The organism is Paenibacillus polymyxa, from assembly GCF_001719045.1.
GTDB lineage: Bacteria > Bacillota > Bacilli > Paenibacillales > Paenibacillaceae > Paenibacillus > Paenibacillus polymyxa_B.
On the sequence record NZ_CP015423.1, the window covers coordinates 5,592,830 to 5,604,817 of the forward strand.

10 protein-coding genes and 1 pseudogene are annotated in these 11,988 nt (G+C 41.9%); 9 read left to right on the plus strand and 2 right to left on the minus strand.

The window, feature by feature from the left end; genetic code table 11:
- Positions 1-6: 6 nt before the first annotated feature.
- On the minus strand, positions 7-765 hold the full coding sequence (gene aiiA / locus AOU00_RS24970) for a quorum-quenching N-acyl homoserine lactonase AiiA (protein WP_061830909.1): 759 nt from the start codon (positions 763-765) through the stop codon (positions 7-9).
- 455 nt (positions 766-1,220) lie between these two features.
- On the minus strand, positions 1,221-1,571 hold the full coding sequence (locus tag AOU00_RS27315) for a hypothetical protein (protein ID WP_061830907.1): 351 nt from the start codon (positions 1,569-1,571) through the stop codon (positions 1,221-1,223).
- 194 nt (positions 1,572-1,765) lie between these two features.
- On the opposite strand from AOU00_RS27315, the gene AOU00_RS24980 reads away from it, so the two are divergent.
- The 9 genes and pseudogenes from AOU00_RS24980 to AOU00_RS25020 all read left to right on the plus strand — a co-directional run bounded on the left by AOU00_RS24980 (position 1,766) and on the right by AOU00_RS25020 (position 10,013).
- The gene (locus AOU00_RS24980) at positions 1,766-2,278 is read left to right on the plus strand and encodes a hypothetical protein (protein WP_155729746.1); all 513 of its coding nucleotides are present in this window, start codon (positions 1,766-1,768) and stop codon (positions 2,276-2,278) included.
- 146 nt (positions 2,279-2,424) lie between these two features.
- Complete coding sequence (locus AOU00_RS27520; protein WP_257785358.1) at positions 2,425-2,547, plus strand: hypothetical protein; 123 nt, start codon at positions 2,425-2,427, stop codon at positions 2,545-2,547.
- A gap of 485 nt (positions 2,548-3,032) precedes the next feature.
- Positions 3,033-3,260 (plus strand): annotated as a pseudogene (locus tag AOU00_RS24985) (NAD(P)H-binding protein); the annotation flags it as partial.
- 173 nt (positions 3,261-3,433) lie between these two features.
- Positions 3,434-4,456, plus strand: a complete 1,023-nt coding sequence (locus AOU00_RS24990) for an NADH:flavin oxidoreductase/NADH oxidase (RefSeq protein WP_069291934.1) — start codon at positions 3,434-3,436, stop codon at positions 4,454-4,456.
- Positions 4,457-5,024: 568 nt separating this feature from the next.
- Entirely contained in the window at positions 5,025-5,435 is a 411-nt protein-coding gene (locus AOU00_RS25000; RefSeq protein WP_013310356.1) for a MarR family winged helix-turn-helix transcriptional regulator, read from the plus strand.
- Between the two features lie 74 nt (positions 5,436-5,509).
- Positions 5,510-7,273 carry an ABC transporter ATP-binding protein gene (locus tag AOU00_RS25005; protein WP_069291936.1) on the plus strand — a complete coding sequence of 588 codons (1,764 nt, stop codon included), beginning with the start codon at positions 5,510-5,512 and terminating at the stop codon, positions 7,271-7,273.
- The gene (locus AOU00_RS25010; RefSeq protein WP_069291937.1) at positions 7,266-9,116 is read left to right on the plus strand and encodes an ABC transporter ATP-binding protein; all 1,851 of its coding nucleotides are present in this window, start codon (positions 7,266-7,268) and stop codon (positions 9,114-9,116) included. The genes AOU00_RS25005 and AOU00_RS25010 overlap by 8 nt, the downstream gene beginning before the upstream one ends.
- 118 nt (positions 9,117-9,234) lie before the next feature.
- Entirely contained in the window at positions 9,235-9,543 is a 309-nt protein-coding gene (locus tag AOU00_RS25015; RefSeq protein WP_061830895.1) for a hypothetical protein, read from the plus strand.
- A 299-nt stretch (positions 9,544-9,842) separates the two neighbouring features.
- Positions 9,843-10,013 carry a hypothetical protein gene (locus AOU00_RS25020; RefSeq protein ID WP_155765266.1) on the plus strand — a complete coding sequence of 57 codons (171 nt, stop codon included), beginning with the start codon at positions 9,843-9,845 and terminating at the stop codon, positions 10,011-10,013.
- Positions 10,014-11,988 lie beyond the last annotated feature (1,975 nt).

Genomic DNA, 11,988 nt, shown 5'->3' on the forward strand with positions numbered 1-11,988 from the left:
CCTCCATTACAGGAAGTCAGGAAAGGTGCGGCATTTTTGCGCCTGATCTCTATCGTGTCCCAAGAAAACATAGGACGGCCGAACATCCTGAATTAACTCCTGCATGCGAGTAATCGATTTGGCAGCCATCTCTTGATCGAATGTCAAGAACGGTACGCTATTCTCGAAGTTCTCCCGAGTATAAGCAACATCAATTGTCAGTAGCACTGGACCCGACTTTTCCGTTGTGACAAGGACTGATTGATGGCCAGGGGAATGACCCGGAGTGAATAAAGTTTGAACCCCCGGAATCAATTCATGGTCACCCTCAATGATTTGATATTGTAAATCGGGCAGCCTGCACTCTAATGGAGAGTAATCCTCATTGTTTATGGCCGCATCATACTCTGCCCTTTGAATAAGGATCGGCGTATTGCGGAAATGCCCGTTTCCCCCAGAATGATCCAAGTGTAAATGGGAGCTAATGACCATTTGAATATCGTCAGGTCGATAACCTACACGCTTTAACACATTTACGATCGAGTCGCCGTCAGACATGTTGGGGACGACGCGCCCTTCACGTCTAGTCCCCTTGTAGTAATCGGGATTGTTGATAAAAGCGTCGGGCATTCCCGTATCGATGAGTATCGGCCCGCTGGTCGTTTCCAATAGAAAAGACCACACAGGCATTCCGACTAATTTCCCGGGGGCAAGGGTTCGATTAACTGCCGATTGATCTAGGAAACATTCACCTACAGGTAAAAAATACAACTTTTTTATATTCATCCCAGTTTCACCCTTCATATTATAAATTCGGACAGTTTGTCCGTTTTGTTTTGATTATATCGGACAAATTGTCCGATGTCAATTTGTCATCGGCGGTTGGGCTTCGGCAAAAGCCTTACACCTGCAACAATACGCCAAGCTAAAGAATGTCGCCTAGGTGGAGTGCAAAGAAACAACGGGGCTGCGTTAAAGCCGCAGTGTACAAAAACCAAGGGGATCGCGATATCAAAGTGAGCAAGAGTATTTGCGGCTAAAGAGCCACGCAAGACAAAAGCCAAGGAGCTAAGCGAAAACAGACCGCTTAGTCCTTGGCTTTTTACGATTATCATTCTATTTTTCTGGTGAGGGCGTTCAAATGTTTAGTTTTGGGACAGCCTCTTTTAACAAACTACCCGTTTACCCCGTGGTTGAAAGGTACAACTGTTTCAGTAGGAGAAGTAATTGGAACGATAGCGCTAAAAAGCGCAACTGCTAGGCACATATCCGCCAATGCTTTTTTCATTTGTCAGCACTCCCTTTATAATATTTTCATATTGTTGTTGCTGCTCAGTTGTAGCTAATTTTCGCACTTTTTCATACATAGCAGTGGTTGTAATGAATTCCTTATATACATTCATATGAACTGCTATTGATAGATATTCCAGTATATAATTTATTGTGTCATGATAGGAACTTTGGTTGAGTTTATAAATTGCTAATTGATGCAACTTTCCATTCAGTGAACCAGAAGTGACCGTATGTCTGATCGTGATCGTTTTATTGAACAGATCAATGGAAGACCATTTTAGACCTACAACCTCACCCAATTAAAGATTTAGATATATTTTAGAAAAAAAGGAAAAATATGATTTGATCATCGTTGATGAAACACAGCGAATATACATCCACCAACTAGAGATTATCATTGATTATGTGAGACAAAACCAAGTTAAATGTGTTTTTTTCATACGACCCAGATCAAGTCTTTACTACTAAAACTAAAGAACTCTTAAACAATTCAGTGGAAAAGATTGAGCAATTAAATCATAAAAAATATAAACTCACTCAAAAGATAAGGACTAATAAGGAGATTGCAGCTTTTATTACCAATTTATTCAATACCAATAATATCAACAATAATATGGACTATAAAAATATTCATCTTCAGTACTTTGATTCTGCAAAATCTTTGCGATACTACTTAGAGCAGTTAAAAGAAAATAGTTGGGAAGTAATCGACTATACCAGTTCCAGCTATTACCTTTTATCAATTGATAAGTACTCAGTGGGAAATCGAAACGCTCATCATGTTATTGGACAAGAATTTGATAAAGTTGCCGTTGTAATAAACGAGCGTTTTTATTACAACGATTCTGGGCAGCTTTTGTCTACTAGAGAAGCGGGGGCACCTCCCTATTGTATGGACAAAATGCTGTACCAAATGCTAACGAGAGCACGACAGGAGATTACTGTTGTAATCTATAAAAACAAGGATATGCTGAATGCCTGTTTAAAGATAATGGGCTTAAAATGATTGATTGTAGTCAGGAGATAACAATGTTTCGGTTCAGCCATCAATCCAGCGGGAGAAAATTTTTAGAGGTAAAGATTGATTGAATAACTGCTACGGGCTGTGGAGTCGATCAGTTGGACTTAATTAATAAGGAAAGGATGAGTTTTATGAAACTAAGCCTAAGTCGAAAAGCTAATCTTGAAGGTATGCTGATAGGAGATCAAGTTACAATTGGAGGGCCGGCGGTAGAGGAGAACATCCGGTTTGAAGTATTGAGAAATGTGGGATAATACGATAGAAATTCATATCGGAAAGGTTAAATCACCAATGGAGTTTCAGCGTCGGATTAGAAACACAATCAAATATGCTCGTGAAAAAGGATATCTTATTGAATACACTTCCGGCATATTGACGCAGGTATGAGTTACGGTAATACATGAGACGAATTTAGCTATACTTTTTTTGATATATGTCTTAGACTTTTTTAGCCGGGCAGATTGCCTACAGTTTACTCAAACGGATGTTGTGTCGCTGTTGCGGTTCAGGTAGAACCAGTAGCTAAAAGGAATCTACTGGTTCTCATTTCTCTTCACAGTTATAGAATGACGAGTGATCATATTAGGGTGTGATTATGTTATTGTTGGAGGATAAGTCTCAGTTATAATCCAAAAAAACGTAAAAAGTCTCAGTTATAAAGCAAGAAAGTATCACTTATAACTAGAAATTTTAGGAATGTAAGAATAACTTTTGTCTCAAGTATAGCCATTACTCATAGCTGGAAAGCAGCAGTTTGAACTACACAATCATAAGACTGGGGATTCTTTTGAATGAAATCGGTACGGGAAAAGTGGCTGCCGCGGAGAATATCACCTATGGCAGTATCCCACGTGAGGATGTAGCCCGTGCCATTGTGGCAGCTTTAGATGAGGAGAACACATACAAGCGAGCATTTGATCTGATTACTGGTGACGATTCAGTTGTCGAAGCATTGCAAAAAATCTGAAGATGAGGATCAAGTGTGAATCCAAACAATAAAGAATTATTTGCACCAATTACTTTGAAGCTTTGAAATCATACCTAGAGTTGACAAATGAAACAAACATGTTAATGTATATGCTTGTGCATGCATTTTATTGATGCATTTCATAATATAAATTAGAGAGGAGTCTTTCTTACATGAAAGATTTATTTAGTCCCTATACAATTAAAGGTTTGGAATTGAAAAATCGCGTAGTTATGCCTCCAATGTGCCAATATTCGGTTGACAAAAAGGATGGGGTAGCCACAGATTGGCATTATATACACTACGTTAGCCGGGCGGTAGGCGGAGCTGGTTTTATCATAATTGAAATGACAGATGTAGAGCCAGATGGTCGTATCTCCGATTTTGATCTTGGTTTATGGTCAGATGAGCAGATTCCTGCTCTCAAACGGATTGTAGATGCTTGTCACAGCTACGGTGCCAAAGTGGGAATCCAGATCGCGCATGCCGGACGCAAGGCGGAAGATGCTGAAGTCCCTGTAGCACCATCTGCTATTGCATTTGATGAAAATTCAAAACAACCTCGCGCGCTTACAACAGAAGAGGTTAAAGGACTCGTTGAAAAATTTCGTGCTGCTGTAGCTCGCGCTGTTAAGGCTGGATTCGACAGCATTGAAATTCATGGTGCACATGGCTATTTGATTCATCAATTTCATTCGCCACTTACGAACAAACGGGAAGATGAATATGGTAAAGATCTTACCCTTTTTGGTCGGGAGATCATTCAGGCAGCGAAGGGCGAAATGCCGGAAGATATGCCACTGTTGATGCGTATTTCTGCCAAAGAATATGTAGAAGGTGGATATGGTATTAAGGAAAGCATTGCTTTTGCCAAGGAATATCAAAAGGCAGGAGTAGATATGTTTGATATTTCATCTGGCGGTGAGGGACCTATAGCTGCATGGGGCAGACCAGGAACTCACGCAGCGTATCAAGTCCCCTTGGCAAAAGATATCAAAGAAGCTCTGGATATTCCGGTGATGGCCGTTGGAAGACTGGAAGATCCAATTTTGGCGAATGCAGTTATCGGAAATGAAGAGGCCGATCTGGTTGCTGTGGGTAGAGGGATGTTGAGAAATCCTTATTGGTCACTGGAAGCAGCATCAAAATTGAAAAAAGAAACTGCAATCCCTACACAGTATACTACAGGGTTTTAAGATTGACTGTATACATTACTGATTGAGCCTGCTTGGGTCAGTAAAACGATTCGAATCGATTAAGCAAAAAAAGTACGTCCTTTAGACCTTCTGTAAAGTACTCTATCAAGGTACTCTACAAAAGGTCTAATTAATGAGCTCTGCGATCCCAGAGAGCATCCAGAATATTGTTGCTCAAACCAATTTGCTGGCTGCCTGGGCAGGAGCATGGAAGAAGGTTGCCGATTGTGGCGGGAGAACTACGTAAGATTGCCGAATATGCTTTGAATCTGTGGGCGGAATCGATGACCAGACGATTCATCAAAGTACGGCATGTAGAACTTGACCTTACAAACAATAATGAAGATGTTCAGAGGAAGATACATAAGAAGAGATTCAGTTTTAGCTCTGATGTCTTTACATTGGACTTTGTGTAGAAAAATTGGTAAAGATACAAGCTAGTTACGGAGGATTTTTTTGTATTCCATATTTTCTCTAATTGACTTTGTGACTCGACATTATTATTATCTTATACTATAAGATTAATTATCTCATACTATAAGGTATTAGCGAGAAGGTGTTGTGACCAATGGATTATAAAGCATTAGCGACAGAACTATTCGAGTATATCGTCAAATCGCGGAAACCGGCATTAGAGGAACGAGGGCACTTCTCACGTGGCGAAATGGGGATTCTCATTTGTCTGAATTTCAATAAGGACGGGGTTACCTCTGGCCACTTGAGCGAATACTTGTCCGTCAGTACGGGACGGGTAGCAACGGCACTGAAGAGTCTGGAGAAGAAAGGACTAGTTGTACGGCGTACTGATGTCAACGACAAACGTAAGGTGATTGTATTCATTACGGATTCAGGTAAGCAATTCATGATTGATAGGCATAATGAAGGAATTGCATGGACCGAGAATGTTCTTCGAAAGTTAGACGAAGAGGATGCTAAAGAACTGATTCGACTCATTAAGCTTATTGTCTCTAGAAGCTGAACTTCTATGCAGATGCAGGACGCACCATACTTCACCAAACATCAAAGACTATCAGATAAAAGGAGAGCAACAGAATGCTAAAGATATTCAAATATCTCAAGAAAAATGAATGGATGCTCGTACTTTGCAGCCTAGCTTTCATCGTTGTGCAGGTATGGCTTGATCTGAAGCTGCCTGATTATATGGCGGAAATTACGACCAAGCTGCAAACGGAAGGAACGCCTGTGTCCGAACTGCTGATTCCCGGCAGTTACATGTTGTTTTGTGCCGTCGGCAGTATGATTGCATCTATTATTGTGGGCTATTTCGCGGCAAAGGTGGCTGCTGGGCTGGCTATGCGTCTGCGTGCGATGGTCTTTGACAAGACCTTATCCTTTTCTATGGAAGAGATGAACAGCTTTTCGACGGCAAGCCTCATTACCCGCTCCACGAACGATGTTACGCAGATTCAAACGGTGGTTGCGCTGGGGCTGCAGGTGATCATCAAGGCACCTATTCTGGCCGTATGGGCTATTGTGAAGATTGCGGATAAAAACTGGCAGTGGACCGCCTCCACAGGAGCGGCCGTGGCTGTTCTGATTTTAATGCTAAGTGTCATTGTTGTTTTCGCTCTTCCAAGTTTTCAGAGAATCCAGCGTCTCACCGATAATCTGAACAGGGTAACACGTGAGCATCTGATCGGACTTCGGGTAGTACGCGCTTATAATGCAGATCAGTATCAGCAGGAGAAGTTCGAGCAGGCTAACGTTGAGTTGACGAATACAAACCTGTTCGCGAACCGATTAATGACGATGATTGGCCCCGGTATGACCTTTATTATGTCAGGTCTGAGTGTCTCTATCTATTGTATCGGCGCTTATCTGATTAACGGGGCGGCCGTACCAGACCGCATCACGCTGTTCTCCAATATGGTCGTATTCTCCTCTTATGCAATGCAGGTGGTTATGGCCTTTATGATGGTAAGTATGATATTCATTCTGATGCCTCGCGCCTCGATCTCTGCCAAACGGATCATAGAGGTTTTGAATACCGAATCCAGCATCGTTAACGGGCATGAGACGACTGGAGAAGAGAGCGTTATGGGGCAAGTGGAATTCCGTAATGTCAGCTTCAAATATCCAGACGCGGAGGAGGCCGTGCTTCGCAACATTAGCTTTACGGCGAAACGAGGCGAGACGGTTGCCTTTATTGGCGCTACAGGCAGCGGAAAAACCAGCGTGATCAATCTGATTCCCCGTTTCTATGATGTGACCGAGGGAGAGGTACTCGTGGATGGTGTGAATGTCAGGAACTATAATCAGCAGGCACTCCATAACAAAATCGGGTATGTCCCCCAGAGAGCTGTATTGTTCAACGGTACGGTTGTATCCAACGTTTCGTATGGCGATAACGGAAGAGCAGGAGCTTCGGAGAAACTCGTTAAAGAAGCCGTTGGTATTGCTCAAGGAACGGAGTTTGTCGAAAAGATGGATGGTCAATATCAGGGTAGAATTTCGCAAGGTGGAGCGAACGTGTCCGGTGGCCAAAAGCAGCGGCTGTCCATTGCGCGTGCCATCTACCGTCAGCCGGAAATTTATATTTTCGATGATTCCTTCTCGGCATTAGACTACAGAACAGACCGGATTCTGCGCTCCGCTCTCAAAAAAGAAACCGGCCACGCTACGACACTTATCGTTGGTCAGCGCATAGGTACTATCAAAGACGCTGATCGGATTATCGTGCTGGACCAGGGAGAGATTGTAGGGAGCGGCACGCATGAAGAGCTGATGACGAACTGCAGCACCTATCAGGAAATCGCATATTCGCAGCTTTCGAAGGAGGAACTCATACATGGATAAGAATGAACACACCGTCGACAGCCAGCAAATGAAAATGAATCAGCGAGGTCCCATGGGTAAAGGACCCACGGGGGGCAAGGGTACTGGTGAAAAAGCGAATAATTTTAAAAAGACCATCAGCCAGCTTGTATCCTACAGCAAGGCCTATGTGCCTATGATTATACTAGCTATGGTACTGGCCCTGGTCGGCTCCACCCTCAACGTGATTGGCCCCGATAAGCTCAGCGATATTGCCAACCTGATTCAGGAAGGAATCGTGACCGGGATTGATGTAAGTGCTGTTCAGAAGATTGTTCTTGTATTGGCGCTTTTATATGGATTTGGTCTTATCTTTAACTATTTCCAGGGCTTCATTACAGCAACCGTCTCACAGCGTCTTACAAAGAAGATGCGGACAGAACTGTCTCGAAAAATCGATCATATGCCTTTGAAGTATTTTGACTCTACGAGTTACGGTAATGTGCTTAGCCGTGTAACCAACGATGTCGATACCATTGGACAAACGTTAAACAACAGTCTCGGCACGCTTGTCAGTGCGCTGGCTACCTTCGTGGGCGCCTTGATTATGATGCTGTATACGAACTGGATCATGACCGTTACCGGAATTATAGCTACGCTGATCGGATTTTGCCTGATGAGCGTGATTATGAAGCATTCACAGAAATACTTTGTAGCACAGCAAGCGGAGCTTGGCCAGATCAACGGTCATATCGAAGAAACTTATGCTGGTCATAACGTAGTCAAGGTATATAACGGGGAACAAGCAGCCAAGGAAGTGTTTCATGGCATTAACAGCCGCTTATATACAAATGCATGGAAGTCCCAATTCATGTCTGGTCTGATGATGCCAGTCATGATGTTCATTGGAAATTTTGGTTATGTCGCGGTCTGTGTCGTGGGAGCTTTGCTGGTCAACCAACAGACTATAACTATTGGAACTATTGTCGCCTTCATGGTGTATATTCGTCTGTTTACACAGCCCTTGTCGCAGCTGGCACAGGCCGCAACCAATCTGCAGTCGGCGGCTGCCGCCAGTGAACGTGTATTCGAATTTCTGGGTGAAGAAGAATTGGCAGATGAGCGTCACAAGACCATAAAGCTGGACACTGCCAAAGGGGATGTCGAATTCAAACATGTCCGTTTCGGCTATAATGCAGATCGTATGATCATCAAGGACTTCTCCATGAAAGCTGAAGCTGGTCAGAAAATTGCCATTGTCGGTCCGACAGGCGCTGGTAAGACCACGCTCGTTAATTTGCTCATGCGGTTTTATGAGCTGAACGATGGAGAAATCTACATTGACGGCACCCCGATTAGCCAATTAACGCGCGAAAATATTCATGAATTATTCTGTATGGTGCTTCAGGATACCTGGCTGTTCGAAGGAACGATTCGTGACAATATCGTCTTTTCCAAAGATCATGTTACCGATGAGCAGGTGGAAGCTGCATGTAGAGCGGTGGGTCTGCACAGCTTCATTAAAACACTGCCGCAGGGCTATGATACAGTGCTGGATGACAAAGCCAATCTCTCTGCCGGTCAAAAGCAATTGATTACCATTGCAAGAGCGATGATTGAAGATTCACCCATGCTCATTCTGGATGAGGCCACAAGCTCGGTCGATACGCGTACGGAATTACTGATTCAACAAGCGATGGACCAGCTGACTGTGGGGAAAACCTCCTTTGTGATTGCTCACCGACTTTCGACGATCAAGAATGCGGATCTGATTCTGGTCATGAAGGACGGTGACATTATCGAAATGGGTAACCATGAGGAATTGTTGGCTAAAGGCGGCTTCTATGCCGATCTATACAATAGTCAGTTTGAACATGCATCTTAAAAGTAAATGCTTGAAAGCATTAAATATCCATATAATTCCAACGAAATTGACAGCAGCATGTGGACATTATAAGGTATGAAAGCCAGAATTTTTTAATCATAATTGTGGAGGCAGATCAATGAACCAGCGTTTTCGAATCACCCGTTCCATGCAGGAAAGTCCTGTGGAGCAATCCATTACCCTGGAGGAGTGCAAAGATTACTTTGCATCCCAGCCAGACTTTTCGTATTCACGAGTACTAATCATACAAGGTGCTGAGAGCACCATGTCGATCGAGGGAGACTTTTTCATGTGGAAGTATGCTGATGTAGAAATACCTTTTCGTCATTACATGGGTGATGTGTATGTGGCTATTTCCGATGAGGCTGTCGTGCCTAAGATGATTGAAATTGCAACAGATTTGCAAGCAGATGTGGTGGATGGGTGAAGAACTATTCACTATTCTTATTCTGCTGAAGGTAGTTGACTTCGTAGTATATCTTTACAGCAAATTGACAGTGCTGATTTCTGCCTGCTGACATCGAGTTACATAGATGTCAGCATTTTTGTTAATTATGTCAATACACTGGGAAGAATAATTCATACCACAAAATACATATTCCATTGGCTTGATGCTAAGAGACTTAACAGCTGGATCAACTAAAAGGGGAACGATGCTAGGTTAGAGATGTTTCGCTGTTTCTCATTACGGAGGCAGTGCAAGCTGGTAAATTAGTCGAACAACCATTGACGGTAAAAAGCGGCGATTTAATTATTGCTTTGGATGGCGCATTAATGGAGATCTCCAGTTCGGAACAGTTTGGATTGTCAGGATGGGCTGTCAGCGCTCGTTTGTATGGGATGTTTAGCGAGGAATACAGTAATGAGATTGTTTTGCGTAAAAAAACTGTCGGTTAATGTGAACAGCTGCGGCAAGCCCTTGTCATTTAAAAGACGTGATGTACGAGGATTTGTCTGGATTTCTGATGAGTGGTTTCAAAGGATTCGTTTCCTGTCTGGTCACAGGGCAGAAGCTCACTCGGTTGTGATGCGCTCGGCAACAAAAACGATTCGATTCGTACACAGTATACATCACACAACAAATGTTTCCGGTACGTTCGCTGTGAGAGTATTCACTTCATTCTTAAGGGTCAAGTCGCCAAAACCTTAAAATAGCAAGTCTCTTGCAACATGGAGACTTGCTATTTTGTATTTTCCGTTCATTAAATTTTGCGAAAAAAATAGTTCCAAAGTTATGAGTTTTCTAAAAATTTATATTTTTAAAGGGGAATCAAAACGTTTCTATTAATTAAAAAATAAAATTTATAGCTTAAATTAGACGGAATTTAAGCTGAACTAAAATTTCAGGAGAAAAATTAAAGAAAATTCCGCATGTAAATTGGTTCAAAAGATCTATTAAAAGTCACTATCTATTTAAAAAGTGAAGAGTTATTAATTTTGAATTATTCCAGCTTAATGCAAATAAATTCCATGATATAGGTAATTAAAGATTATTGCTGAAAAAGTTGAAATTTGTCGGATAATGTCAGGATTGATTTGTTATATTTGTGTTAATGGTATGTAACGTAAAATTTGTTTTGGCACAAGGGTTTTGGACTTTCTTGCAAACCTACATCATTTTGATTTTATCAATTTATAAAATCAAAAATTTTGTTTTGAATCACGTTAACGGGTCATGGTCAGTATTCAATTTAATAAAAAAGTAAAATTCTTGCATTTTAAGATATAAAAATAATAGAATAATATGGGTTATTTATTGATTTCATGAAATTCATCAATTTGGAACTTATGTCCCATGCTAATCGGTTTTAAAGTTTGTATATTTAAAATAGCTAGAAAGTATTGGGAGGAAAAAAGGGATATAAGGATTTATTGTGAGATTTTGGACAGTAAGAGGATATGAGAAATTTATATGTCGACTCGGTCATGTCTTGGTTTTAAAAACGTGATCCATCTGACTGAGAAGATCCAGTTATTTTGTTTTGCCCGACATGAGGGCTTTGCCTAAATGGCTTACAGAACATGACAGTTGTTCAACAGAAGCTCCATGGGTATCAAACAGAACAACATGCCCTCACGGCTTCCCGAAATGGCTTCATAAGTACATAAGCTGTTTTCTTTTTTAGACACTGTATGGGAGCACTGATTGTAATTGAAACAGCATGGCAGTTGTATAGGCAAAACTGCAAGATTCCCTGTCCATAGCATCATATCTGGTAAATCCGTCTCACATCATTTTCCGTATTCCAAAAGACAGCTCTATTATTTTTAAGGTATGCGAAATATATCCTTAACAGCCTGGGAAGCCCGTTGGCTCGTCCGATGACCATCATTTTTCATCCATGTACAAAATCAGGAAGTTATAAGCGCAGTCGTGAGTATTTTTTCGCTCCTTTCATCCTAGAATTACGCTCCTAACCACGCTGCAGCAGCTCATGCATCTCACAGCATCGATACCCTCCAGCCAAGACTCAAACAGCACACATCACGATACACTACGTTGTTAACACTGCGGTAACCATTCTACAACCCACCACCAAGATGTACTCTCAACATAATTCAAAAATGTTCTCACACCATACACATATTCATACATCCAGAGTCAGAGTTATTTCACTATGTCCGCCCAACTAAAAAAGCTTGCACTGCGAAAGTGTGAGTGATGAAAAAGAGAGATGTGCTTGTTTCTATTCAAATTCAGCTCTTCGAAGACACTCATATCTCAGTGGTATATCAGGAGTGGTCGCTTTTGCCGACTGCCATTGGCAATTTAATGCCGGTGAAAAGGTACGCATGACCAGTTCCTTGACAAGGACGGTCATTTATGAGGAGTTACTTTTTACCCACATCTATTTCGCGAGGAGAGATACGT

Coding starts and splice junctions, on each gene's coding strand:
- aiiA (WP_061830909.1), bottom strand. CDS start 765: ATGAATATAAAAAAGTTGTATTTTTTACCTGTAGGTGAATGTTTCCTA.
- AOU00_RS27520 (WP_257785358.1), top strand. CDS start 2,425: ATGAAACTAAGCCTAAGTCGAAAAGCTAATCTTGAAGGTATGCTGATA.
- AOU00_RS24990 (WP_069291934.1), top strand. CDS start 3,434: ATGAAAGATTTATTTAGTCCCTATACAATTAAAGGTTTGGAATTGAAA.
- AOU00_RS25000 (WP_013310356.1), top strand. CDS start 5,025: ATGGATTATAAAGCATTAGCGACAGAACTATTCGAGTATATCGTCAAA.
- AOU00_RS25005 (WP_069291936.1), top strand. CDS start 5,510: ATGCTAAAGATATTCAAATATCTCAAGAAAAATGAATGGATGCTCGTA.
- AOU00_RS25010 (WP_069291937.1), top strand. CDS start 7,266: ATGGATAAGAATGAACACACCGTCGACAGCCAGCAAATGAAAATGAAT.
- AOU00_RS25015 (WP_061830895.1), top strand. CDS start 9,235: ATGAACCAGCGTTTTCGAATCACCCGTTCCATGCAGGAAAGTCCTGTG.